This is a genomic window from Fibrobacter sp. UWB15, assembly GCF_900177705.1.
Lineage (GTDB): Bacteria > Fibrobacterota > Fibrobacteria > Fibrobacterales > Fibrobacteraceae > Fibrobacter.
The window spans coordinates 65354-90018 of record NZ_FXBA01000003.1; the positions used below are offsets into that span (position 1 = coordinate 65354).

The window sequence follows — 24665 nt, forward strand, 5'->3', positions numbered from 1 at the left end:
CGAAAAATACAAAGAACCGCGGCCACCAGACCACGGTTCTAAGCGAGAAAATCGCGAAATTTGCGTAAAATTCAAGAATTACTTCTTGGAATCCTTGAAATACTGCGGAGTATTCTTGGCGCCAGCCTTCTTAAGGGCCTTGATCAAGCGGGTATAGCCTTCGTTGGTTGCCCAGTCGAGCACAGAGTAGCCCTGGCCGCACTTGGCGTTCACATCGACACCCTTGTTGATGAGGAACATCATGGCGTCGTAGTTACCATTCTTCACGGTCCAGTGGATCGGGAGGTAACCGTCAGCGCTGCGGGAATCGAGCGGTGCGCCAGCTTCGGCGAGCACTTCGAGCATGTCGACCTTGCCGGTCTTTGCGGCGAGAAGCACAGCAGTGCCGAGCGTCTGGGTTTCAGCACCTTCGGCCTTGAGCTGAGTGAGGAGGCGGTTCACCACTTCCTTGTTGCCCATCATCACGGCGTTGTCGAGCACGGCTTCGCCGTTGCCGTTCTTCACGTCGGCCTTGGCACCATGTTCAAACAAGTAGTTCAGCACCACCATGTTGCCCTTGTTGGCAGCGATGGCCACGGCGTTGTTGCCGTTGTCGGCCGGAGCGTCAATTTCGAAAGAAGCCTGCAAGAAGAGAGTCATCTTGGCAGTATCGCCGTTCACGGCATAAGAAACAAACTGGTTCGGGGTAAAGGGAATCTGTTGCTTGGTCAGGTACTTGCGCACGGACTGCGGGTCGTTCGGGTCCATTTTATCGTTACAACCGGTAACGGAAACCATCAATGCGGCGGCGCAAAGGGCCAACAACTGCTTTTTCATAAAAATCTGCTCCAAATGAGGTTTTTCTTAATTTTGGTCTAAAAAATAATCAATTTTTAGGCAATAAACACAAAAAAACTCTATTTAGAACTTTTTTTTACCAAAATATCCCCCGCACCTCCACAGCCCCATTTTTTGGCTCCGGACAATCCTTAATATATTTACGGCATGAGAAAGAGAATTTTTACACTAATTTTGCTTTGCTGTTCCCTCACTTTCGCCGACAGAATCGTCATAGACACCTCCATGGCGGCGTCAACAGACAACGACTACAAGGATTTCGAAGACCGCGGATCGTTCGGCCCCTACATGGAATTCAGCAGCGTCAAAATGAAAAACGTCAACTATTCCTACAAGGTGAACGGCAGGAGCCACAATATCAGCGTGGACAACACCTACCTTTACGGCGCCTCGGGTAGCCTCCCCCTCACGGAATGGTTCGACATTTACCTGATGGCCGGTTACCAGTACCTGGGCGTCAGCCATTCCCCCCGCAACAGGGAACAGGCATATCAGGACCTCGCCGCCTATGACGACGACGATGACGACTTTTTCGAAGCCCCCTTCGATTCCTCCGACCTGGAAGGTCGCCACGAAATCCATACGGCTCTTTTCCAGTTGGGTTTCGACTTCGCTCTCCCCCTGGTGATGAATTACAAGCACCAGTTCATGCTCAAGCTTTACGCCTTCGGCGGCGCCGTATTCGGCAAGACATTCTTTGCCGACGACACCAAATTTACCTCCCCCGCCATTTACGGCTACGCCTACGGCGCGGGACTCCGTACGGCTTGGCACGGATTCTTTCTTTCGGGCGGTTTCCGTAACAGCCACGAATATTTCCACACTTATTTCGAACGCAAGACCGGAGACGTCCGCGACAACGACGAATTCATGCTTGATTTCGACACCTACTTCCAGCCCTACGTGAGCCTCGGAATCACGCTGTTCTAAGGAACGGTAAAGCAGGTTTACTGCTTGATTTTCAGCTTTTCACCGACCTTAATTTTGGTGTCCTGCAAATCGTTCCACTTGACGATTTCTTCGATGGTCACCTTATATTGGCGAGAGATGTCCCAGAGACCCTCGCCTTTTTTAACGGTATGAATCTTGATCTGCGCTTCTTGAGCGGTACCGGCAACTTTCAGTTTCTGCCCAACGCTTAAACTAGAGGAGCTGCCCATATTGTTCAGTTCCTGGATCTTTGCCACTGAGGTGCCGAACTTGCGGGCTATATTCGTGAGGTTGTCCCCTGGCTGCACCGTATAAACAGAGGTCTTTTCGCTAGAAGACTTCGGCTTTGCGGCAGCGGACTTGTTCTCACTCTTTGTAGACTTCTTTTCGGCCTTCTTGCGCACGTATTCGGGAATCACCAAAGAATCGCCCACCGAAAGACGGCGGTTAAAGCCCTCGTTGGCCTGCATGAGCATGACCACCGGGACGTCAAAGGTTTCGGCGATTGCCGCAAAGGTATCCCCTTCGCGAACAACGTACTTTTCGCCCTTGGCCATTTTCGGGCGGCTCTTTTCGACCTGAGGCTTCGGTTCAGGTTTAGAGACCACCAAGGTGTCGCCTTCCTTGATAACGGCGGCGGCATCCAGGGAATTCCAGGAGCGGACGGAATCTTGGGAAATGCCGAACTTGCGGGCGACAGCTGCAATATTGTCCGAGGGTTGGACCACATAGGTACGAACCTTTACGGGTTTCTTGCCGCGATTAGCCTTGGGCTTCGGAGTGACCTTGATTGGAATCAGCAGGGACTGGCCCGCACGAATGCGGGTGTTTTTCATGTCGTTGGCCTGTTGCAGTTCAGACACCTTGATACCGTACTGGCGAGCAATCACGCCCAGGTTTTCTCCCTTACGGACCTTGTGGTGGTGCCAGCTGGAGAAGTTGTTCTTTTCCATCTTGTCGTAGCCATCTACAAAGGCGGCGCGAGTCCCTACCGGCAAACGCAACAAGTAGGAATCCTTGTTCGGCGGCGTACACCACTTGACCAGTTCCATGTTCAAGGTACGTAGCGTATCTTCGGAGACCTTCAAAAGCTTAGCCACTTCTTCGAGCGGGAAGGAGTCGAACACCGTCACCGTATCGAAATCGGGCTGATACGTCTGTTCCACCGTCATTTCGTACTGTTCCGGATAATGACCGACCACCATGGCAGCCAATATACGGGGCACATAGCGCATGGTTTCCTTGGGCAGTTCCAAGTCCCAATAGGTAACGGCGATTGTCGAGTCGCGTGTCGTGTCTTCCTGCATTTCTCGAACCAGGCGACGCACGCGGCCTTCGCCACAGTTGTAGGCCGCCATCGCCAAAAGCCAGTCGCCAAATTCATCGTGTAAGCGATTCAAGTACTTGAGGGCAGCCATCGTCGCCTTTTCGGGATTGCGGCGCATATCCACCCAGTAGTCCACCTCTAGGCCGTAGCGCTTACCCGTTTCGGGAATAAACTGCCACATGCCCGAAGCCTTGGCACGGCTGTAAGCCTTGACCTTGAAGCCCGATTCCACCAAAGCGAGATAAATCAGGTCGCGAGGCATCTTGGCAGCATCGAGCTGGGCGTATATCAGCGAATCATAAGCGGTCTTGCGGTTCAAGGAGCCCGCCATGAAAGCGCGAGCCGAAGTCGTCATATAGTAGATTTCCTGGAGCACGCGTTCGTTGAAACTCACGGGAAGCGTAAATTGCGACACGTCCAAAGTATCCAGGAAACTTTCGATGACCTGGAGGGCGGCGCTGTCGGCAGCACTTTCGTCGAGAGCATCAATACCTTCGATAGAGACATCGTTTCGCGTATAGTTGTCAATATTCTGCCCCATTTCGGCCACGTTCGGGTACACTTCGTCAAGAGCACGCACAATGCGGAGCGGCATCTTGATTCGGTAGGCGGAATCTTCGGCCGCAGAGACATTCTTGTAGGTGGAATCGAACCTTTCCGAAACCAACTGCCTCAAGGATTCGTCCAGGTAATGCCTAGCCAAAAGCCATTCCTGGTTGTCCATGGCCTGCAAAGCGTATTGGTAATAAGTCCAGGACGGGCGAATGGCAAGAGAATCCGAAATTTTTTCCTTGAGAGCACGTTCCGAAAAAGATTCTGTTTCTGTGGAATCTGCTGTTTCAACCTTGGGCGTCATATCGGGCTTATTCGCACAACCCGCCATGACCAATAGCAATAGGGACAATATACCCGAAACGAAATACGACATCTAATTTCCAGTTACTTTTTCTACACCAAACCAAATGACACCGGCCAAGACAAAGGCTGCAACCATCTGCAAAATAATGATGATCCGATTCAGTCGATAAGCCTTTTGGGCTTTACGGTGCCAAGAGGGCAGTTCCTGTTTTTCTTCCAATTCCTTCATTTCGCTAGAAATATAGTAATTAGCAGCGATAAGAAATTTTCTATGTTATACATCAAGTTATGAGAAAGCTGTTTGCCGCATTTTGCCTAATGTCCATGCCGGTCCTCGCACAGGTCGGCATCGTAAGGTCTACCAGCGGCATTCATGCACCTTCGGCAAAGACGAATCCTCAAGGCAACCTGTACATTTCGGGCGCCTTCGAAATGGCTAGCGACGGAAACACCTTGAGCATGAACGACGGCTATACCGATTCTAAAGGAAACTTTACCGAACTCGACAACAACACGCCTTCTAACGACGAAACCTTTTTCGTGAGTTTTGCGGTCTTGGACAACCTGGAACTCGGATTTTCGCTACCGGTCCACTACGAAGGCAAAATCAACAATACGGACTTGGATGGAATCGGTCTCGGAGACCTGCAATTTTCTGCCAAGGGCTCTATCCCTGTAAACGAATGGTTCAATCTGGGACTCAGCGGTGAAATCCTGTTCCCCACGGGGTCCACAAAAAAAGGCTTCCGCCCGAGACACCGCTGGTATATCAAGAGCGACAACGACGCCTACGCATTCACCGCGAACAACGCGGCCACCAACATCAATGTCCACTTTTCGTTCGACTGGAGACATTACCTGGTTTTCAACGGCTACACCGGCATCTTGAACGATCTCCAGGATAAGGACAAGTATTTCCTCTGGGGTGCAGGCGTCAACGTTTTCCCCGAAAAAACCATCACCCTCATTCTCGAAGCATCTGGCGAAACCCCCTTCCGTTCAACCCGCTGGGGCGACCATTTCTTGAACAGCCCCTTCAGAATCACCCCCGGTCTGCGAGTCAATCTCCCCCGTCAAAGCTACCTGACCATTTCGGGTGATATCGGCTTCCATTACTTCAAGGAGCTGGACACCGAAGACGCCTTGCAAGTCAACCTGAAATCCGGAAAAGAAAACATCTTTTATCCCATGGCAGGTTCACCGGAACTGGGAATCGCCATTACCTTGAGCAAGATTTTCGACTTTAGCTGGAGCGACGACGACCACGACGGCGTTATCGACCGCAAGGACATGTGCCCCAACACCATCAGGGGACAAGTGGTCAACCCCCGCGGATGCCCCGTGGACGAAGACTTGGACGGCGTTCTGAACATTGTTGACCTATGCCCCGCTACCCCGATGGGACTGGTGGTAGACTACAACGGCTGCCCCTTGGACCAGGATAGCGACGGCGTGGCAGACTACTTGGACAAATGCCCCAATACCACTGCAGGCTTCGCCGTAGATTCCATCGGCTGTACACTGGACACCGATGGCGACGGAATAGACGACAACAACGACAAGTGTAACGATTCGCCGAAAAACGAGCACGTGGGCAAAGACGGCTGCCCCCTGGATCAGGACCACGACGGCATTACCAACGACTTGGACCAATGCCCCGACACGCCCGAAGGCATCTCTATTGACAAGCACGGTTGCCCGCTGGACTTCGATGGCGACGGCGTCCCTGACGATTTGGACAAATGCCCCAACAGTAAGCTCGGCGAACAAGTCGGCGAATCGGGCTGCCACTTGGATACCGATAAAGACGGTGTTCCCGACACCAAGGACGAATGTGCCGACACTCCCGAAGGCGTCTTGGTCAATATTCTCGGTTGCCGCATAGACCAAGACGGTGACGGAATCTTTGACGAAGAAGACAAGTGCCCGGGCACCCCCGAAGGTGCCCCCACCGACAGCTTGGGCTGCCCGCTGGATTCTGACGGTGACGGTATTGCCGACTGGGCCGACCTGTGCCCCGGCACCCAAGACCAAGCAATCATCGACGATTCTGGCTGCCCCACCAACCCCAGACAGAACTTCAACGTATTCGCCAAGCAAATCCACTTCAAGGGCCACGACACGCTGCTGGTGAATTCCAGCTACACCGCCTTGAACGACATCGTACACCACATGCGGCAATTCCCCGTGAATCTGGAAATCCAGTGCGCCGCCAGCGATGCCTCCGGCGAAAACGCCAACCGCATTTCTAACGAACGTGCCCAGTTCATTTACAACTACCTGGTAAAGAAAGGCATCAGCAAAGACCGCCTCAAATTCCAGGGATTCGGCAAGAAACTGCCCCCTACCCTTATCCAGAAGAACGGCAGCACTGACGCGGTTAGATTTGTTCCTAGTAGGCAGTGGGATGTAGACAGTAGGAAGTAGGAAGTATTTTTTCTATATTTGAACTTCCTCTAACAAAAAAGGATTTTCTATGAAGATAGCCGACAAGACTGTTGTCCAGATGCACTACACCCTGACCTCCGACGAAGGCAAGGTCATTGATTCTTCCGAAGGCCGCGAACCGCTGCAGTACATTCAGGGCGCTCACATGATCGTGGTCGGTCTCGAAAAGGCCATGGTCGGCCACGAAGTCGGTGACAAGTTCGACGTCAAGGTGATTCCGTCCGAAGGCTACGGCGAATACAACGAAGAAATGACCCAGGAAGTCCCGCTGGACGTTTTCCAGGGTGTCGACAAGGTGGTCGAAGGCATGATGTTCTATGCACAGACTCCGGCCGGCCCGATGCCGATCCGCGTGAAGTCCGTTTCTGAAAAGACCGCCGTGATCGACGCTAACCACGAACTCGCCGGCCAGAACCTGAACTTCGCTATCGAAGTCGTTTCTGTGCGCAAAGCCACCGAAGAAGAACTCAATCCGCAAGGTCACCACTGCTGCTGCGGAGGCAAAGGCGAAGGCGATCACGAATGCAAATGCGGCGAAGAAGGCCACGAATGCGAATGTGGCGGAGAAGGCCATGGTCACAAGGAAAACTGCGACGGCAACGGCGGCTGCGGCTGCCCCAACCACGACAAGCACCACGGCAAGTAACGGTCAAGACGTCTAAGTAACTTAAAACGCCCCGCTAGATGCGGAGCGTTTTTTTTATTCCCGGGGCAAAGCCCTACTTTTACTCGTACTGCGGGAGTTCCCATTCCGTAGGAACGGGAGCGGAGTCGTTATGCTTGTAAGTGAAGCCCTTTTCCGGGTCCAGCTTTTCAACAGCACCTTTCACGGCAGACTTACACTTGCTGCCATCAGCATAAACAGTGCAGCTCTTGTTCATAAGAATCAACTGATCGCCAAACACGGCCCATACGCCGGACCTCTTTCCCTGAGGCACCTTGCTCAAGGTCCACTCTAAAGTATAATCGCCATTGCTGTCGAGGGAAAGCGCCCACTTGGTGTCTTCATCATAGGCCACCCAGCTACCCGCCAATTTTTCGCCATCTACTTCCTTGGTGTCAAGTTCGGCCTTCGTGCATTCCAACGTGCTTCCCGCCTGAATGGACAGTTTAAATTTCTTGCTCAGAGATGCCATAACAAGGGAATAGGCTTCCGATTCAAAAAGTTCAGTCACCATCAGCAAGTAACCGCGCTGGATATCGTAGGAGCCAGCCGACCACGTCGTGGAATCACCGACTTTTTCTTCGACGATATAGCTATCCTTGTAGAAGGAATACACCTGTTCCAGTTTTTCGCTTTCATTCTTGCAGGTAAGTTTAGTTCCATGCAATTCGTTGGCGTCCGAAATATCGTTGCGGTCAACGTCTACAGGAGACTTCTTGACATCCTTGTAGTCGCCATCATTGATAGATACCTGCAGTTGGTCTTTTTCGTTGACGATAAACTTGAGCGTAGCGGTCTTTTCTATGAAATCCTGCATTTCGTCTGCACTCTTCGAGTCAGACCCCATAAAGGATCCGTTATCGGTACTTACCTTAATCACGCCGCCCTTGAAATCCGAATGAACTGCAATCACAGCCATCGACGAGGCATCCTGAATCCACAGGGAGAACACGCCCTGCTTGTTCCCCGAAGCGAAGTACAGCTCGGTGCCAAACATTTCGCCGAGAGTCATGTTCTTTTCCAAGTCATCCAGGGTAGCGGCGCGGGTGCCCTTGGGCACATCGACATCTTCAGATGACGACGATTCCGTCGTCGAAGAAGAAGACTTTTCTTCGACGCTAGAAGAAGAACCGTCGTCGCCACGCTCCACGTTAGACGAATTGTCATCGCTGCCACAAGCGGCAAGCATCAAGGTCATCGCCAAAGCAGATGTACCCAATACAGAACCAACTTTAAAATTCATACTTACCTCGTTTTATGAATAGGAATATAAACAAAAAAAAGGGCAATGTAAATAACTGCCGATTTTTTGTGATAAAATACGCTTTTAAACTCAAATTTCTAAGGGAGAACCGGGATGATAGCCCAAATCGACCCTAGCATTTTCGATATCGGGAGCAGCGTCGTACAAAAAACCGGCCAAGGCCTGTTCCGCCGTAACAGGTTTCCCCCCAATCCAGCTTTTGAGCGCGGCAAGCTTTTTTGCAATCCACCAGGGCATGGGAATCATCCAATGCCGCATGCCCGCCAACTTCAGGACGGCTTTTGCCATTTCCGCCAACGAAAGGACTCCTTCACCCGCCAGGACGTAAGTCTTCCCGACGGCATTTTCGGAAAGGCCCGCTAGCGCAATTCCCTTGACCAGGTCAACACTTTTGACAGGACGCTTGAGGCACTTGCCACCACCAGGCAAGAAATACACCGGAAAGCGGCGCACATAGTTGGCATACATGTTGAATTCGATTCCGCCTCCGTAACCGACCGGATCCCCAATCACCAATGTCGGGCGCACAATAGTCCATTCTAGGCTAGACTCCTTGACACAAGACTCCCCCGCCAACTTACTTTTGCCATATTCCGTAAGTACGGGATATGTAACAGAAATGCTAGAAACGTAAAGCAAGCGCTTTACACCGGCTTCCCGGGCGGCGGCAACCACATTCCGGGTACCATCGGTATTGATGCGTTCAAAGGCGCCCGGTTTTGTCGAAAGAAGGATAGCGGCCAGGTGGTAGACCAAATCTACACCTTCAAAGGCCTTGCGGATCGATTCGAGATCCGACACATCCCCATAAAAAACCTCCACCCCCTCGGGTAAAAACCCAGCCTGGGTATCGCCCGGGAGCACAAGCACGCGAACACACACATCACGAGCCAAAAGTTCCCGACAGAGCGCCTTCCCTACGACGCCTGCGCCACCCGTCACCAAAGCAATCATTGCTAGGCTTCCAGCAAATAGCGGATATCCTTGACCTTGCGGGCAAGGTCTTCGTCTTTATCCATCTGCTTTACAAGTGAACGAATCGCGGCGATAACAGAAGAGTAATCCCTGTTAAAGAATTCGCCAATATTTACAAGCGATGAGCTCGTCATTTCGCGGCAGAGGTACATCGCCACCTTGCGCGGAAGGGCTACACCTGCGTCCTGACGCTTGCTTGCAAGGGCCGTGAGTTCGCAACCGAATTCCATTGCCACGGTCTCGGAGATTCCCTTGACCGAAAGATCCTCGACGCCAGAAGTTCCCGGAGCAGCCACCAAGCGCTTGACAGCGCCCAAGTCCAGGTTTTCTTCGCAGAACTCGTTCATGGCGCGAAGTCCATTCAGCATACCCTCGATCACGCGGAAGTTTTCGCGCGGAGGAAGCGAGAGGAACCTGCAAATTTCTTCGCGGTCCTTGTCCACGAACGGAATACTCATGGACTTCTTCTGGATGAGCTTCATGCGGGTCGTCAAGTCAGGAACATCGAGGCCCACCGCTACGCAAGATTCCAGCGGAGCCAGAAGCTTTTCCGAAATGCACGGGATTTCGGAATGGCCCTTGGGACGCGCCTCGCCTTCGCGAAGCGGATTGAACTGCGACGGATGCCTGTCGCAAGAAAGCACCACCTGCTTGCCCTGGGCACGCAAATGCTTAATCAAGATAGCAAGACGTTTCTGCGTGCTGACGCCATATTCCAGAAGCTGGACATCGTCCAAAAGCAGCACATCGCAGTTTTCGTACTTTTCCTGGAAGGCGTAAGCAAGTTCGCGGACATTGCCGAGTTTTGCATCCAACGCCTTGCTCATGGCGGTAGCGTCTCGCAAAAATTCGTAGGCATGGCAATACACCACGCGAATCTGGGAATTGCCCTTGAGCATCTGGCCGGCAATAGACTGCAACAAGTGAGTCTTGCCGAGGCCGGACTTGCCATATACAAAAAGCGGATTCAGAGCCGGATCGCCCGGCTTTTCGGCCACAGACTTGCAAGCTTCGCAAGCGGTAAAGTTGCAGTCGCCTTCGATAAAGTTTTCGAAGGTATAGCCGGCATACAAAGAAAGCTTGTGGCGGGGGGCACGCTTCTTGGCGGCCACACGGGCCGGGCGCACGGGCGGAAGCTTCGGGGCTGCCGGAGTCGACATCACCTGCACGTTTTTTTCGCTAGCGGCAATCGTAACCTTGAAATCTACAAAAGACGGTCCAAGGACTTCGGAAAAGGCGGTACGCAATACACCGGCGTAATGGGCAATCACCCAATCTCTGCGAAATTCATCAGGAACCGTTATCTGGGCGTAGCCGTCAAAAAATCCCTCGTATCCGACCATATCAAGGATTTCGAGGCCCAAATAATCATTACATTCAATATGCGCACGGTCCAACACCAACTGCCAGACCGAAGATTCTGAATTCAAAAGAGCAACAGAGTTCGTCACGTTTTACCAATCATCTAAAAAAGCATGAAAAAATTAAATAAAGCATACAACAAAATGACGCCGGCTCGTTTTTTTTTTTGAAAAGTGGCGATTTTGGTTCAAAAAACGCAAAAAATTATTTATTACCAATATTGCCCCCATTGTTACAAACAAATCACGCTTTTAGTCACTCCGCAATCAAGACAGACTCCCTATGATTGGAACAATTTATCAACAGAAAAATTTTGAACTATGTCTTGACAAGAAAACGAACACCTTCGATGAACAAAAAAGCACCACTTTCAAAAGCATACAAAAAAATAACTGCCCATTTTTGTCAAAAAAAGGCAGTTTTTCGTAGAAGATATTGATTGTCAAGGATTTAGCGATCTATTTATTTTCGTCGACTTTCGACTGAAGGTTTTCGATACGCTGTTCCAGCATTTTTTGAATTTCGGGCAGGAGTTTATCCTTGATGCGGTCCAGATAAAGGCACTGCAACTGGATCATGCGATTACGGTGCCTACCGGCGTGTTCCTGAATCCAGCGGCTCACCGCCACCTGGCGATCCTGCATGCGTTCCTGCAATACCTGCTTGATATACGTTGTCTGTACAGACATATAACGTTGCATGTTGAAGGGAAGCTTGTAGGTGCGGATAAACTGCTTGAGCAATTCCAGAAGCGACAAGTTCTGAGCCCTGCGTTCCTGAATGAATTGCTTCAATTCTTCGCAGTGGCACTGAAAGAAAGGCATAATGGCTTTATCATCAATTTGATAAAGTTCCAGTTCGTCTTGTTTCTTTGTCGCTTCGTCGACAGCCATACGCAATAAATTTATAAAAAATTCAAAATTTATGTGATTTCACGCACAAAAAAGGCAAAATTCGCACTAATTGAAAGATTTTTTTCATTTTCTTGTAAGAAAACAACTCCCTCCGTTCCTGGATGCAAGCGATCCACGTCTCCCCCCTTGAAATCCTTCATCGCTTTGACCTTGCAAGGAGCCATTCCCGAAGGTGTCATCAGTTCAAGAGAATCGTCTATCGAGAAGGGTGTCTTGACGTTTACGCGGCAAGAATTCGTCGCTGCATCGTAAGACAGAACCTGGGCTGCCACGCAACCACCGGGAGCTTCTTCATGTGTAGACTCGTAGTTCTGCGGCAGAGGGCCACGCAGGAATCCCGGCATGAATCCGCGACCATCCACAAAGGAAATCGCGCGACGGCTTTCGTCGGAAACCTTCACCGATTCCGTAGGCAAGCCCTGTGCAAACTGATCGGCACAAGAATCTATCGCCATACGGTAGGCACGCACCACCTGACTCAAGTAATACACCGACTTGGTTCGACCTTCGATCTTAAAAGAATCAAGCCCCGCCGCCATCAGTTCTGGAATCACGTCGATAGCGCAAATGTCGCGGCTGCTCATGAAGTACGTGCCCCAAGTGTCTTCGTCCAAAGCAATCGGGTCCAGTTCCGGGCGGTCAGTACGCTGCAGACTGAACTTGCCTTCATGCTCCTGATAGTTTTCGCACTGCGGCTCCGGGTTTGCGAACAAACGATACGGCATACGGCAACTGTTATCGCAGGCACCCTGGTTTGCGTCGCGGCGAGTCACCCAGTTACTGAGCATACAACGACCGGACATCGACATACAGACCGCGCCGTGCACAAAGACTTCCAATTCCAAATCCGGCAAACGATCCTTAATTTCCAGAATCTCGGACAAACGAAGTTCACGGCTCAAAATCACACGGCTCACACCAAGATCGTGCCAGAACTTGGCCGCCAAGTAGTTCGTGGTGTTCGCCTGCACAGACAAATGGATCTCGACCTCGGGTCGCACTTCGCGAAGCCAACCCACAAAACCAGGGTCTGCCACAATCAATGCATCGGGCTTCAAGTCAATGGCGGCAAGCAAAGCCTTCTGGAAGGCCTCCACCTTCACGTTACGGGGAATCACGTTACTGGTGAGGTAAAACTTTTTACCCAAGCGGTGAGCGTATTCAATACCTTCGGCCAAGTCGTCCAAGTTCTTGAATCCGTTTTCGCGGGCACGGAGCGAAAAGGCTGGCTGGCCCGCATAAACGGCATCGGCGCCGTAAGCGAAGGCGTACTTCATGCGAACAAGGTCGCCAGCAGGAGCAAGGAGTTCAGGTAGCATTGTAGTAGACAGTAGGAAGTAGGAAGTTGGAAGTAGGAAGTTGGAAGTAGGAAGTAGGAAGTAGGAAGTAGGAAGTAGGAAGTAGGAAGTTGGAAGTTGGAAGGGGTGTGGGATCGCAATTACCACTTGAAGCCGGTACGGAGGTAAACCTTTTCGTCGTTGAACAATGTAATCTCGCCGAGGAAGAACACATACTGCCCTTCGTAGCTGACCGAGGGCGTCAGAGAGTATTCCATCTTCGCGCCACGCAAGAAATGCTTGTGAATTTTCATGTGATCTCGACGCGGAGTCGTGTCGTTTACCATGCTTCCATGATCCGTTCCCTTCCAGAACCAGGTGTTACGCAGGGAGGCAAAAACGTGATGATCCAGGCGGCCATACGCAGTGAAGTCAACGGTCTGGCTGTTGGGGCCGGCCTGGCTACCCAGGGGGCGACCTAAGTGAGCCATCTGCGCCGTATTCTCGTAGAAGTGGGAATACACATAAGGTTCTACACGGGCGTATTCTGCAATAAAGCCCGATTCCAGCAGATGCGACTTGATCTTGAAATCATGGGCGCCATGCATACCCGCCATCCACGCCCACTTGGCTTCGATGTTGTCGTTTTTCACGAGGCTCACCGGGCTTTCCATATCATCCAGGAAAAATTCCGTATAAAGGCGGAGTGAATTGAACAAGCGGTAGTTGAAGTCAAAAGAAAGAGAGCCGTTGTTGCTGTCTTCGGAGTAGTTGCCCTTTTCCATGAACAGGGGAACCGTCGGAATGAACAGCCAAGGTTTCAAGTTGTCATACTGAATCTGAAGTTCGCTGATACCGAAGGTGGCATTGCCCACGGCAAGTTCGTAACGGTGGCCAAAGATATTGCGGGTGTTGTCGATATTGCTGGAGCTCATGCTCGAAAAGATTCGCAGGTCACCATAAAACGAAAGCACGCGCAACGGGCCAAACTGCATATCGAGCGAAAGCATGTTGTACGGCAGCGCAAACTGGTTCAAGCTCAAGTTGTTGTAGTAACCGGGACCCCAGTGCATCACGTCGCGGCCAAAGTCCAGGCGCAGCCAATCGTAGTTCAGGGCGATGTGTGTACGGTAGCGGGCGTAACTCGTATATTCCAGACCCGAATTGTTTTCTTCTTTCTGGTATTCCAAAAATTCACCGTCAAAAGACTTCGGGGAACTGGCAGAATGACCTTCGTCGTAAATGCGGGCGTCCAGCACGAAGTCAATGGAATCCGCATAACCGCGCAAGTAAATGCCACCATCGATCCCCGGCCAAATCGTATCGCCAAGTGCTTCGCCACCGCGATAGTCCATACCACCCACCAGCGACATCGCCAAAGCCATGCGGGGTTGTGATTTTTCAAAAGAACCATGCCCCGAAATCGAAGGACCGTTTTCGTTATCAAAATACAGCAGCGCATTTTTTTCGCTAGCCACAAAGTTCTTGCGGAAAGATGTATCGCGATGCGGGTAAGCAAAGAACTGACGATTCTCCCCTGTTGTCACACGATGCAAATCAAACAGCATCGGAGAATTTTCCAACAGGCGCAAGTTGCGAACGTTCTCGGGGCCTACCACCGGCGATGCAGCGAAGGCCGGCATAGAAAGCAGGGTTGCCACCCAAAGGGCAAGCGGCTTAGACAGTGGTATTTTCATAACGTCTCGATTTTACAAGAATCTAAATGGCGTAATTTTAAAAAAAGATAGCTTTTTATTCCCTGTATACACCGAAACAAAAACAAATTGGAGCGATTTGTTCCGAACGGGGGAAATCGTTCCATTTTACATTTCCTGTTTTTTTTATTAAGTCACTTTTTTGTTTAAAACGGATTGTTCCACTATGTATTTTTAATAAAAACAAAAACAACCCCCATAAAAGAGGAAATCATGCTTACAAGGAATTGTTTGGGAATTACTTCCCTTGTAGCAGGAGGCCTTATTGCCGGATGTTCGAGCGACAGCAGCTCTACCAGCCCCAAAGACAACCTCGCCGATGCTACAGGAATCATCACTAACGTATGCGTCTATGACGGCTACGCCGCCATGCAAGGCGCAAGCGGAGAAACGCTTTGCCTCGATACCGAAGGTACTCTTGCCTTCTGGATCAATGCAGACGGAAGCTACGGGTTTCCCGAAGCCACGCCGGGCTCCACTGAAAATAACACCGCAGATCCTATCGAAACCAGCACAGATGTAGGCACAACGACGCCTAGCGACTCTACGGTATCCGCCGACAAACCCGCAGAGGATTCAACGGATTCCGAACCAGCAAGCGAAACGCAGTCTTGTACCACCGACAAGGCTCTCTATTCCGTAAACGGCATTTCTTACTACAAGAATGAAGACGGGAGCCTCTATTATTTTGATACCGACTGCAACAAGACATCCCTTTCGATGATCGCACCGGCAAGCAGTTCTTCTGAAACCATTTCGGAAGATCCCGAGGCTCCCGCAAGCAGCGCATCACGACCGGGACTTTCTTCTTCCGAAACCGCAACACCTGTATCTAGCAGTTCAAATGCAACGCCTAACAGTTCTGCAGTCTCAATACCGAACAGCAGCGCATCCTCCACTTCGAATGGAAACGTGCCGACAATCACTTACGCTGCCAGCGGCGCCATGGTCGAAAACAACAACAACTGCGTCACGGTCACGGGTGGCGAAGTCGAGATTACTTGTGCAGGTGACTATGACTTTAGCGGAACCTATAGTGGCGCAGATGCGCAGATCCGCGTGTATTCTCCCAAAAGCGATTCGGGCGTTTACCTGAACCTACGCGGGCTCACGCTCACCAATACGGCAGATGCCCCCATTTACGCTCAGATGTCCAGCAAGACCTTCGTGGTCGCCAAAAGCGGAACCACCAACACGCTTAGCGACGGAAGCACCCGTACAAAGTCTTATACTTACGTCAATTCCAACAACGAAACGAAGGTAGATACCACCGGCGCCTGCATTTACGCCAAGGACGACTTGACCATCAAGGGCGAAGGCACCTTAATCGTCAAGGGCAACTACAACAACGGCATTCACACCAGCAACGACCTGCGTTTCCGCGGCGCAACAACCGTCAACGTAACCGCAGTGAATAATGGTTTGAAAGGTAAGAACACCGTGGATATCGAAAATGGAAACATTACCATCGCAGCGACCAACGGCGACGGCATCAAGAGTGACGAAGGCGAAGATGCAGGCGCGATAGTCGACAACAAAGGCATTGTCAATATCAAGGGCGGCAACATCACCATTACCAAAGCTGGCGATGACGGCATCCAGGCTTACAACTATATCATCGTCCAGGACTCTGTTTCTGAGCCGACTATCAAAGTGACATCGACCGGCAAAGGCATTGTCTCTGACAACAGAGTTTACATCAATGCCGGAAAGATCGATATTTCCTCTGGTGACGACGGCGTTCATTCCAACCAGAACATCTACTTTAACGGAGGCTACACGACCATTGCGGCCCCCAAGAACGACGGCGTACACGCCGACTCAACCCTCATGATTAACGATGGCACCATCTACGTGACCAATTCCTACGAAGGTCTGGAAGCCTGGTACATCAAGGCTAACGGCGGCATTACCGATGTCTACGGAACCAACGATGCCTGGAATGCTGCAGGTGGTAATGACGGTTCCGGCAATACCAATCAAAGCGGCCAGTCCAACTGGGGATTCGGCCCCGGAGGCGGCATGGGCGGCAGGATGGGAAGCAGCAGCGGATTCCTGACCATCACAGGCGGCGTACACCACGCAAAGACAGGCTCCGGTGACACCGACGGCATTGACAGCAACGGCGAACTCACAATCTCCGGTGGCGTAGTCATCGTAGAATGCCAGATTAGCGGCGGCATGGGAGGCTCCTTCGACGCCGACGGTTCTGCAAGCCTCACCAGCAAAACAGTTCTCGGATTCAGCAGCGGTTCCTCGGAAAAGGGCACAAACTATAACGTGAGCTTTACAACCGGCAGCTACTACGGAACCTCTAACATCGCATTCAAGCCCACCATATCGGGTAGATACATGGTCGCTACTACGGGTCAGCCCGCACAAGTAAGCAATACCTCCAGCTACCAGAAAAGCGTCACCTTCCCTTCAGGAAGCACAGTCTACTACAACGAATAGAATTCCTCCTAATCCACCAAAAAGTCCTCCGCGTTTGCGGAGGACTTCTCATATTCTTGCGGCAAAGCCGCCTTGCTTTTAACTACATCCAGCTACGTTCAGAAGTACCCGAAATACCGCGAATCTTAAGATCGAAGTCATCGGGGTTCGTGGCAGCGTTCATCGCCGTTTCAAGGGAAATCTTTTCTTCTTCGTAAAGCTTCAGGAGCGCCTGGTCGAAGGTCTGGCTGCGGTACTGCATGTGACCTTCGGCAATGGCCTGTTCGATCAAGTCGTTCTTGTCCTTGTCTTCGATGTATTCCTTAATGGCAGCCGTATTCACCAAAATTTCGGCAGCAGGCACTCGCCCGTTACCATCCTTGGTCGGCAGCAAACGCAACGAAATAATGCCGGCAAGCACTTCAGAAAGCAGCAAGCGGATTTCGTCATGCTGGTGCGGCGGGTACATCGAAAGCACACGGTGAATCGTTTCGGTCGCGTTCGTGGTATGGATCGTCGCAAACACCATGTGGCCTGTATCGGCGGCCGTCAACGCAATCTGCATCGTTTCCAAGTCACGAATTTCGCCCACCAGAAGCACATCCGGGTCCTGACGAAGTGCTGCACGAAGGGCGTTTGCATACGAAAGGGTATCCACGCCAATTTCACGCTGAGAAATAATGGCTTTGTCATCGCGGTAAAGGTATTCAATCGGGTCTTCAACCGTAATGATATTCACCGCTTCGTTCTGGTTGATATAATCGAGCATGGCGGCAAGCGTCGTCGACTTACCCGAACCCGTCGTACCTGTAACGAGCACGAGACCACGCTTAGTCAAGGACATGTCGCGAATGACATCGGGCAAATGCAAGTCTTCGAAGGCCGGGATTTTAGCCTTAATGTGACGAATCACGACTGCGATAGTGCCACGCTGACGGAATACGTTCACACGGAAACGGCCCATGTCGCGGGCACCCACGGCAAAGTCGCATTCCTTGTTCGCTTCAAAGCGCTGTTTCTGGTCGCGGTTCATGATATCATCCAAGAAGGAATCCATCATCAACGAATCGACCTTGACATCAAAGGGGCGCTGCAAAGCACCGTTAATACGGTAAACAGGCGGAACGCCCACGCGCAAGTGCAAGTCAGATGCATTGCGGTTTACCATTTCACGGAGTAATTTTTCAATGCGAAGTTGCGGCTGCTGTTGCTGTTCGGCCATTAGGCTTCACCTCCAAACTTTTCGTTATAGAGTTTTTCGACTTCGGAAAGTCTAGCCGCGATGTCTTCATTTTCAGGTTCTTTCTGTGCCAAATCCTTATAGATTTCAAGAGCCTTTGCGTACAGTCCCTGGTCAAAATAAATTTCAGCCAAGGTACGGGTATTCAAGCTTTCGTCCAAATCCTGTGCGCCGCGATCCAGCGGAGCATCGGGGTCATTAATCAGACCCGCCGAAATTTCATCGTCAGAATCGCCTGACATCAAGAAATCGACACCCTTGTTGGAAGGCTTGGTTTCTTCGGTCAAGGAGTCATCGTCCATATCGAAGAGGCCCTTGAAGGCGCCAGACACTTCAGATTCCAGGGAATCCAAATCCTGGGCGCTCTCTGCTGCGGGTGCTTCCGGGGCGATATCGGCGGAGGCATCCAAAGCCGTTTCTACTTCGGCAGAGATGTTATCTCCTTCTGCCGGCAAGTCGTCCTCTTTTCCGAACAAATTATCAAAAGACTTGTCGAGGTCGCTTTCGATGGTTTCTTGAACGTTTTCGGCGGACTTGTCAAAAGTTTCTTCAATCGGAGCGCCGGTAAGTTCCTGTTCGTTCGATTCAGCCTGCGGAGCAGTTCCGGGCAAATCCAAGTCATCGTCAGCATCGCCAAACATGGAGGCGAAGGCTCCGCCCATTTCCTTTGCCAAGTCTGAAGATTCAGACTTCACTTCGGGCATTTCCAATTCGGCTTCCGCCTGATTCACCTGTTCTTCGAGTGAAACGGGAGTTTCCGATTCAGTTTCCTGCAAGTCGGCCGCAGGAGTTTCTGCCAAAGTTTCTTCGGCAGGTTTTTCTTCGGGCAGATCGTCTTCGGAACCGAAGAGGGAATCAAAGGCTTTGTCTACGCTAAAGTCGTTATCCGATGCGGGAGCAGCTTCAACAGGAGCCTCTTCAACAGAAGCTTCCTCAAGAGGCGTTTCTTCGACAGCAGACTCTTCGGCAACGATTTCTTCTGCGGCGGGTTCTTCAACCACAGTTTCTTCTGCAGCAGGGGCGGCAGGGGCATCGTCAGCAAAAAGATTGTCGATCGGCGATTCAAGAGCCGGAGCTTCTTCAGCGACCGGTTCATCGTCAAGCTTGAAGATTTCTTCTTCAGAAGGAGTCTCTTCAACAGGAAGTTCGAGAGATTCTTCGGCAGGCAGCTCAAGATCTGCAATAGGTTCAGCCGCAGCATTTTCTTCGGCAGGCTTTTCTTCGGGCAGTTCGTCTTCACCGAAGATCGAATCAAAGGCGTTGTCGATGGTCGTCGGAGCATCTTCTGCCGGAGCAGCTTCTGCTGCGGGAGCTTCGAGCTCAGCGACTTCAGCCGGACTGTCATCGCTCGTCAGGTTCATGTCCGCAGAAGCGGACTTTTCAAACAAGCCACCCTCTTCTTCAGCCGGAAGTTCAAGCGATTCTTCTTGCGGAGCGGCTTCTTGCTGCGGCTTTTCTTCGGGGAGTTCATCTTCGCCAAAGATATCGCCAAAGGCATCGTCAATGCTCTGCGGCTTGTCTTCTGCAGGGGCAGAAACTTCGGCAGACTTTTCGAACAGGGAATCGCCATCGTCATCTTTGATTCCTTCGTTCAGCGGAGATTCAGCAAGATCTTCAATGGAGCCGAAGCTAGACGTTTCCTGGGGTTTCGCTTCTTCCTGCGGTTTTTCTTCGGGGAGTTCATCTTCGCCAAAGATATCACCAAAGGCATCGTCAATGCTCTGCGGTTTGTCGTCTATAGAAGCGCTTTCGAACACGGATTCCGCATTGGACTGCGCATTGTCGTCGATGCTTACAGGAATGTCTGCAGCAGGAGCGGCACTGGCAAAGGGGCTCGCGGGAGTCGTTTCTTCGGGTTCCAAGTCATCGTCCAGACCGAACATGTCGGACAGGGCAGAAGAAACGTCAGAGCCAGAAATATTTTCGTCTGCAGGGAATTCCTCAACCAAGCCTTCGGATTCATCAGTCTTGATAGAATCCATGGCCGATTCCAGAGAAGCAGACAGGTCTTCCATCGTGGAATCGTCAGCGGAATCACCGTTGGGCAACATAGCTGCAAGCGACGCAAAGGGATCGTCAGAATCCACCGTCTCAGAATCAATCGAGTCTTCGGTGGCGGGCATTTCGAAGGATTCCGTACCGGCATCCTCGGTCTTAGGTTCAGACGTTTCGTCGTCATCGAAAGACAGGTCAAGCGGCGAAGTTTCTTTGCCAACAGACTGGCCCAAATCCTGGGTGCTGTCGGACATGATGATATCGGAATCCGCAGCGGCACCAACCGCAGCAGCGGCTGCCGTGCTTTCCAGCACGACGTCGTATTCTTCTTTCCAGAAGTTGTTCAACGGATCCATATCGTGCAAACGACGGTAACAGACGTTGCGTTCGGCCAACATGCCAAGCTTGTCGTAGGCATCGCCCATAATGCGCTGGGCAGCCAGGTTGAACGGATCCATCACAATGATGCGTTCACATTCCTCGACGCAAGGTTCGTAGGCTTCCAGCTGAATAAGAATCTTCGCGCGAACGAGCCTTGCCGAAATATCATTCGGGTACAGCGTGAGACCGCCATCGACTCTCTGCAGAGCCTTGTCCAGCTCACCCGCCACACGTTCGAGATCTGCAAGCCAAGCAAACACCATGGAGTTGGTGTTTTTCTTGCCAACAGACTTTCTAAGTGATTCCAACGTTACCGCCATAAACACCTCTTAGAGCAAAATTGCTTCGTCCGCCAAAAGAACGGGAATTCCTTCGCGAACCGGATACACCCTGGAATTGTCTTCGGTAGTAAGAGCCTCGGCCAGAGGTTCCGTCACCTTTTCACCGGCAACGTTTTTCAACGTGCCTGCAGAAATCGCCTGATTCAAAGCGGCCAAGCATTCGTCGGACGCCAATTTCAGCTTACCCCTCGTTTCGGGGCAGCAAAGAATATCCAAAAGATTTGTATCGAACATAAAACCTTAATAATCAAATACTTACACAAAAAATAACATCATTTTTGTGTAATGTGTAAAGAAAATGTAGGTATTTTATGTTTTAGTGCAGATATTTGAGGTTAACAAGGGCGTAATTGCCCTCTTTTCCGTTACCAATCAGCAAAAACACACGCAATCCGAGGTTGTCGAGCCACTTGATGTCGAAATCTTCGCGATAACCGGAGAAATTGGACACCACCAGAAGTTCGCGGCAGCCGGTGCGGTTGCAAATCGATTCCATCTCGGAAAGGGGACCTAAAAGATGCTGACGGTTCTCTTCGCTGATTTTTTCGGGTTCAGAACTCACGCAACCCAGGATTTCGATTCCGGGAATCACGTTGTAGCTATCGAACCAGTTGCTAAGGGAATCTTCGCGACCGCCAAGCAAAATAGAGCGGTGGCGTTTCTTCGCGAAAATGCGGTAGAAATAGTTTATCCAAAATGCCACGCGACGCCATACAAAAAGCGCAATGGGAATCACCAGACAAGTTGAAACCACAACAGCAATCCACTGATAATTGTAGGGCAATATACTGATTTCGTCGTTAACAATCGGCGTCTGGGTAAAGTAGCGGAAAGCCGCATAGCCCCCCACCGTAAGCATATTCAAGGGGACCAAATAACGAAGGAACTTTTCACCCTTCAAGCTAGAAACCGTGTATTCCCCGCGGAAGATGAGGAAAACCATGTTCAAGACAGCGACCAAGCCAACAAGCCACCAGTCTTCGAACTGCGACACGCTCAACATGGAATGCTTTACGACTACGGAATAGTCGATGCAATCCAAGGCGGCATCGCCGCTAAGCCCCATCTTGGCGCAAGAACGGGCAATGGAATCGCCGCGGCCCAGGAATATAAATGCCCAGATGGCAATAACGCCCAAATCCAGGAACATCTTCCAGAACTTCGGAATGAGCCTCGAGAACATTCCAACGAATGCCGCAAAAAGAATACCGAAAGACACCAGGAAATTCGGAACAAAGTAAAGGTCCTTGTGCTTTTTCACAAAGATCAACATGGCCTTGTAGAAGTCAACATAAGAACCCCAGCGGCGCGTACGGCAGCTCTGGCCCTTGAAATGCAGAATGTTGGTCGAAGGCGTGTAGTAGTTCTTGCGCCCCGCGGCCTTTGTCCTGAAGCAAAGATCCAAGTCTTCGCCGTACATAAAGAAGTCTTCGTCAAAGCCCTTCAGCTGTTCGTACAGGTCCCGCTTCATGCAGAAGAATGAACCACTGACCGCATCCACTTCGGTAACGGCATCGGGATCGGCGTAGGTCATGTTGTAGCTAGCCAGCAGCTTGCTCTTCGGGAACAAGGCGGCAAGACCGATTGTCTTCGAAACTGCAGAAATAATTGTCGGAAACGAACGACGGCAAGCCCACTGGATAGAACCGTCTTCGTTCAAGATGCGGCAGCCCACCGTACCCGCTTCCGGATGTTCTTCCATAAAGTCCAGCACCTGCTTAAAGGAATCGCGGGACACCACCGTATCGGGGTTGATAAAAAACAAGTACGGTTTCGTAGCCTGCTTTTCGGCGAGATTACAGCCCTTGCCAAAGCCCAAGTTTTCCTTGGAATCGAGCCAAAGAACTTCGGGGAAATAGGCCTTGATTTCAGGCAGAATCGGCGATTCGGATCCATTATCCAGAACAATAATCTGTGCATCCACATTTTCGCACGCATCGCGCACGGACTTTAGACATGCCGGGATAAAGTCACAAGAATTATAAGCGATGATGATAATGGAGCAAGAGTACATGGAAGTAGACAGTAGGAAGTGGGAAATTATGCGAGTCCTAGGCGGAGTTTAAGAACCAGGAAGAACGCTTCGGAAATAATGCCGCCGCTCATCTTGGAGGTGCCGCGGGTACGGTCCGTAAAGATGATGGGAATTTCCTTGACACGCAACCCCTTCTTCCAAATCTTGAAGGTGGTCTCGATCTGGAAGCAATAACCGTCACTCTTCATCTTGTCTAAGTTCAAGGCCTGCAACGCTTCGCGGCGAAAGCACTTGAAACCGCCCGTGGCATCGCTAATCGGGAGCCCCGTCACAATGCGGGTGTAAACATTTGCACCGTAGCTGAGAATCAGGCGACGCAAGTCCCAGTTAACCACGCTAATGCGGTGATTCTGGTAGCGGCTACCGAGTACGAGGTCAGCATCTTCGGCAGTTTCCAAAAAACGATTCAAGTCCGTAGGAGCATGGCTAAAGTCGGCATCCATTTCGAAAACGCGTTCATAGTCGCGTTCAAGAGCCCACTTAAAGCCGGTCACATAAGCAGAACCGAGCCCCATCTTGCCCTTACGGCGGATTAGGTGAACTCGTGGATTCTTCTTGGTTTCTTCTTCGACCATGTCACCCGTACCATCGGGACTGCCATCGTCGACCACCAAGATTTCCAGACATTCGTTCTGTTCCAAAATAGCCGACATAATGAGCATGATATTTTCTTTCTCATTATAAGTCGGAACAATTACAAGACTTTTAGGATACGCCATAAACCAACTTTCTCCTAACTCAAATCTACAATTTCACGAATCGATTCGGCCACCGGATAGCTCTGCTTTTTGCTTCCGTTCATCATTTCGCCCAAAAGGCCCAGAGAAATAAACTGAACCCCCATCACCAACGAGAATCCACCCGCCAAAAGGAGCGGACGCACGTGGAGAGCACCTGTCTGGAACCATTCGTAGCCGAAGTAACCCGAAATGCCGAAACCGACGAGCATAAAGATGAGGCCCAGAAGTCCAAAGAAATGGAGCGGCTTCGAAGCAAAGCTGCGCATGAACATCAGGGACACCAAATCCAGGAACCCAGACACCAAACGAGACACGCCATACTTAGACACGCCATGAATGCGGGCACGGTGTGCGACCGGCATTTCGGTAATGCGGAAGCCCTGCCACTTGGCCATCACGGGAATAAAGCGGTGATAGTCACCGTACAGGTGAATAAAGCGCACTACGGAACTACGGTAAGCCTTGATGCCGCAGTTAAAGTCATGCAGGCGCTGGCCACACACAATCGAGACCGTCAGGTTGAAAAGCTTGGAGGGCCAAGTCTTATGCCAAGGATCCAGACGACGGATTTTCCAACCCGAAACCAGGTCGTAGCCATCATCCAGAATTTTGATCATCTTCGGAATTTCAAGCGGATCATCTTGAAGATCGCCGTCCAGAGTCGCCACATACTTGCCGCGAGCCTTGGAAAAGCCGAAGGCAAGTCCAGCGGCCTTTCCACAGTTGAACTGGAAGCGGAATGCGCGAATAAAGGTATACTCCTTGGATAAAGACTCCACCACTTCCCAGGTATTGTCGCGGCTACCATCATCAATCAAAATGACTTCGTAGGTGAAGCCCGTAGGCTCGATGGCGGCAACAATCTCCTTAAAAAGTTCAGGCAGGTTCTCGCTTTCTTCCTTAACCGGAATAACAAGACTCAAATCCAT

The 24665-nt window shown here is 51.1% G+C and carries 19 protein-coding genes; 4 read left to right on the top strand and 15 right to left on the bottom strand.

Features of this window, described 5'->3' with window-relative positions; genetic code table 11:
- Positions 1-78: 78 nt before the first annotated feature.
- Positions 79-816: an ankyrin repeat domain-containing protein gene (locus tag B9Y58_RS06535; RefSeq protein WP_072799154.1), complete on the bottom strand. Its 738-nt coding sequence runs from the start codon at positions 814-816 to the stop codon at positions 79-81.
- A 168-nt stretch (positions 817-984) separates the two neighbouring features.
- Here B9Y58_RS06535 and B9Y58_RS06540 point away from each other — a divergent pair, with 168 nt between their 5' ends.
- Positions 985-1767, top strand: coding sequence for a hypothetical protein (locus B9Y58_RS06540; RefSeq protein WP_085534846.1), 783 nt, complete (start codon positions 985-987; stop codon positions 1765-1767).
- Positions 1768-1784: 17 nt separating this feature from the next.
- Here the strand turns inward: B9Y58_RS06540 and B9Y58_RS06545 are convergent, their stop codons facing one another.
- Together B9Y58_RS06545 and B9Y58_RS14580 are read right to left on the bottom strand one after the other, a co-directional pair.
- Positions 1785-3977: a LysM peptidoglycan-binding domain-containing protein gene (locus B9Y58_RS06545; RefSeq protein WP_234989098.1), complete on the bottom strand. Its 2193-nt coding sequence runs from the start codon at positions 3975-3977 to the stop codon at positions 1785-1787.
- 45 nt (positions 3978-4022) lie between these two features.
- A complete protein-coding gene (locus B9Y58_RS14580) occupies positions 4023-4181 on the bottom strand; it encodes a hypothetical protein (RefSeq protein WP_158278335.1) in 159 nt (52 codons plus the stop codon).
- A 59-nt stretch (positions 4182-4240) separates the two neighbouring features.
- Between B9Y58_RS14580 and B9Y58_RS06550 the strand changes: the two genes are divergently transcribed.
- A complete protein-coding gene (locus B9Y58_RS06550; protein ID WP_085534848.1) occupies positions 4241-6379 on the top strand; it encodes a thrombospondin type 3 repeat-containing protein in 2139 nt (712 codons plus the stop codon).
- Between the two features lie 49 nt (positions 6380-6428).
- A complete protein-coding gene (locus B9Y58_RS06555; protein ID WP_085534849.1) occupies positions 6429-7046 on the top strand; it encodes an FKBP-type peptidyl-prolyl cis-trans isomerase in 618 nt (205 codons plus the stop codon).
- A 79-nt stretch (positions 7047-7125) separates the two neighbouring features.
- Here B9Y58_RS06555 and B9Y58_RS06560 read toward each other — a convergent pair whose 3' ends face one another.
- The 6 genes from B9Y58_RS06560 to B9Y58_RS06585 form a co-directional block, all read right to left on the bottom strand.
- The gene (locus B9Y58_RS06560) at positions 7126-8307 is read right to left on the bottom strand and encodes a hypothetical protein (RefSeq protein ID WP_085534850.1); all 1182 of its coding nucleotides are present in this window, start codon (positions 8305-8307) and stop codon (positions 7126-7128) included.
- Positions 8308-8397: 90 nt separating this feature from the next.
- Entirely contained in the window at positions 8398-9282 is an 885-nt protein-coding gene (locus B9Y58_RS06565; protein ID WP_073055093.1) for an NAD(P)H-binding protein, read from the bottom strand.
- Between the two features lie 2 nt (positions 9283-9284).
- Positions 9285-10754, bottom strand: coding sequence for a DnaA ATPase domain-containing protein (locus tag B9Y58_RS06570; protein ID WP_085534851.1), 1470 nt, complete (start codon positions 10752-10754; stop codon positions 9285-9287).
- Positions 10755-11123: 369 nt separating this feature from the next.
- The gene (locus tag B9Y58_RS06575; RefSeq protein WP_072799173.1) at positions 11124-11558 is read right to left on the bottom strand and encodes a hypothetical protein; all 435 of its coding nucleotides are present in this window, start codon (positions 11556-11558) and stop codon (positions 11124-11126) included.
- 29 nt (positions 11559-11587) lie between these two features.
- Positions 11588-12898, bottom strand: coding sequence for a U32 family peptidase C-terminal domain-containing protein (locus B9Y58_RS06580; RefSeq protein ID WP_085534852.1), 1311 nt, complete (start codon positions 12896-12898; stop codon positions 11588-11590).
- A gap of 119 nt (positions 12899-13017) precedes the next feature.
- Entirely contained in the window at positions 13018-14553 is a 1536-nt protein-coding gene (locus tag B9Y58_RS06585) for a capsule assembly Wzi family protein (RefSeq protein WP_234989099.1), read from the bottom strand.
- 231 nt (positions 14554-14784) lie between these two features.
- Here B9Y58_RS06585 and B9Y58_RS06590 point away from each other — a divergent pair, with 231 nt between their 5' ends.
- Positions 14785-17025 carry a carbohydrate-binding domain-containing protein gene (locus B9Y58_RS06590; RefSeq protein WP_144066150.1) on the top strand — a complete coding sequence of 747 codons (2241 nt, stop codon included), beginning with the start codon at positions 14785-14787 and terminating at the stop codon, positions 17023-17025.
- Between the two features lie 82 nt (positions 17026-17107).
- Here the strand turns inward: B9Y58_RS06590 and B9Y58_RS06595 are convergent, their stop codons facing one another.
- The 6 genes from B9Y58_RS06595 to B9Y58_RS06620 form a co-directional block, all read right to left on the bottom strand.
- On the bottom strand, positions 17108-18226 hold the full coding sequence (locus B9Y58_RS06595) for a type IV pilus twitching motility protein PilT (RefSeq protein ID WP_073055084.1): 1119 nt from the start codon (positions 18224-18226) through the stop codon (positions 17108-17110).
- Positions 18226-20940, bottom strand: coding sequence for a hypothetical protein (locus B9Y58_RS06600; protein ID WP_073055082.1), 2715 nt, complete (start codon positions 20938-20940; stop codon positions 18226-18228). The genes B9Y58_RS06595 and B9Y58_RS06600 overlap by 1 nt, the downstream gene beginning before the upstream one ends.
- A 9-nt stretch (positions 20941-20949) precedes the next feature.
- Positions 20950-21195 carry a Trm112 family protein gene (locus B9Y58_RS06605; RefSeq protein WP_073055080.1) on the bottom strand — a complete coding sequence of 82 codons (246 nt, stop codon included), beginning with the start codon at positions 21193-21195 and terminating at the stop codon, positions 20950-20952.
- 82 nt (positions 21196-21277) lie between these two features.
- On the bottom strand, positions 21278-22975 hold the full coding sequence (locus B9Y58_RS06610; RefSeq protein WP_073055078.1) for a glycosyltransferase family 2 protein: 1698 nt from the start codon (positions 22973-22975) through the stop codon (positions 21278-21280).
- A 26-nt stretch (positions 22976-23001) separates the two neighbouring features.
- Positions 23002-23715, bottom strand: coding sequence for a polyprenol monophosphomannose synthase (locus B9Y58_RS06615; RefSeq protein WP_072799187.1), 714 nt, complete (start codon positions 23713-23715; stop codon positions 23002-23004).
- Between the two features lie 14 nt (positions 23716-23729).
- Positions 23730-24665: a glycosyltransferase family 2 protein gene (locus tag B9Y58_RS06620; RefSeq protein ID WP_073055076.1), complete on the bottom strand. Its 936-nt coding sequence runs from the start codon at positions 24663-24665 to the stop codon at positions 23730-23732.

Coding starts and splice junctions, on each gene's coding strand:
- B9Y58_RS06535 (WP_072799154.1), bottom strand. CDS start 816: ATGAAAAAGCAGTTGTTGGCCCTTTGCGCCGCCGCATTGATGGTTTCC.
- B9Y58_RS06540 (WP_085534846.1), top strand. CDS start 985: ATGAGAAAGAGAATTTTTACACTAATTTTGCTTTGCTGTTCCCTCACT.
- B9Y58_RS06545 (WP_234989098.1), bottom strand. CDS start 3,977: ATGGCGGGTTGTGCGAATAAGCCCGATATGACGCCCAAGGTTGAAACA.
- B9Y58_RS14580 (WP_158278335.1), bottom strand. CDS start 4,181: ATGAAGGAATTGGAAGAAAAACAGGAACTGCCCTCTTGGCACCGTAAA.
- B9Y58_RS06550 (WP_085534848.1), top strand. CDS start 4,241: ATGAGAAAGCTGTTTGCCGCATTTTGCCTAATGTCCATGCCGGTCCTC.
- B9Y58_RS06555 (WP_085534849.1), top strand. CDS start 6,429: ATGAAGATAGCCGACAAGACTGTTGTCCAGATGCACTACACCCTGACC.
- B9Y58_RS06560 (WP_085534850.1), bottom strand. CDS start 8,307: ATGAATTTTAAAGTTGGTTCTGTATTGGGTACATCTGCTTTGGCGATG.
- B9Y58_RS06565 (WP_073055093.1), bottom strand. CDS start 9,282: ATGATTGCTTTGGTGACGGGTGGCGCAGGCGTCGTAGGGAAGGCGCTC.
- B9Y58_RS06575 (WP_072799173.1), bottom strand. CDS start 11,558: ATGGCTGTCGACGAAGCGACAAAGAAACAAGACGAACTGGAACTTTAT.
- B9Y58_RS06580 (WP_085534852.1), bottom strand. CDS start 12,898: ATGCTACCTGAACTCCTTGCTCCTGCTGGCGACCTTGTTCGCATGAAG.
- B9Y58_RS06585 (WP_234989099.1), bottom strand. CDS start 14,553: ATGAAAATACCACTGTCTAAGCCGCTTGCCCTTTGGGTGGCAACCCTG.
- B9Y58_RS06590 (WP_144066150.1), top strand. CDS start 14,785: ATGCTTACAAGGAATTGTTTGGGAATTACTTCCCTTGTAGCAGGAGGC.
- B9Y58_RS06595 (WP_073055084.1), bottom strand. CDS start 18,226: ATGGCCGAACAGCAACAGCAGCCGCAACTTCGCATTGAAAAATTACTC.
- B9Y58_RS06600 (WP_073055082.1), bottom strand. CDS start 20,940: ATGGCGGTAACGTTGGAATCACTTAGAAAGTCTGTTGGCAAGAAAAAC.
- B9Y58_RS06605 (WP_073055080.1), bottom strand. CDS start 21,195: ATGTTCGATACAAATCTTTTGGATATTCTTTGCTGCCCCGAAACGAGG.
- B9Y58_RS06610 (WP_073055078.1), bottom strand. CDS start 22,975: ATGTACTCTTGCTCCATTATCATCATCGCTTATAATTCTTGTGACTTT.
- B9Y58_RS06615 (WP_072799187.1), bottom strand. CDS start 23,715: ATGGCGTATCCTAAAAGTCTTGTAATTGTTCCGACTTATAATGAGAAA.
- B9Y58_RS06620 (WP_073055076.1), bottom strand. CDS start 24,665: ATGGATTTGAGTCTTGTTATTCCGGTTAAGGAAGAAAGCGAGAACCTG.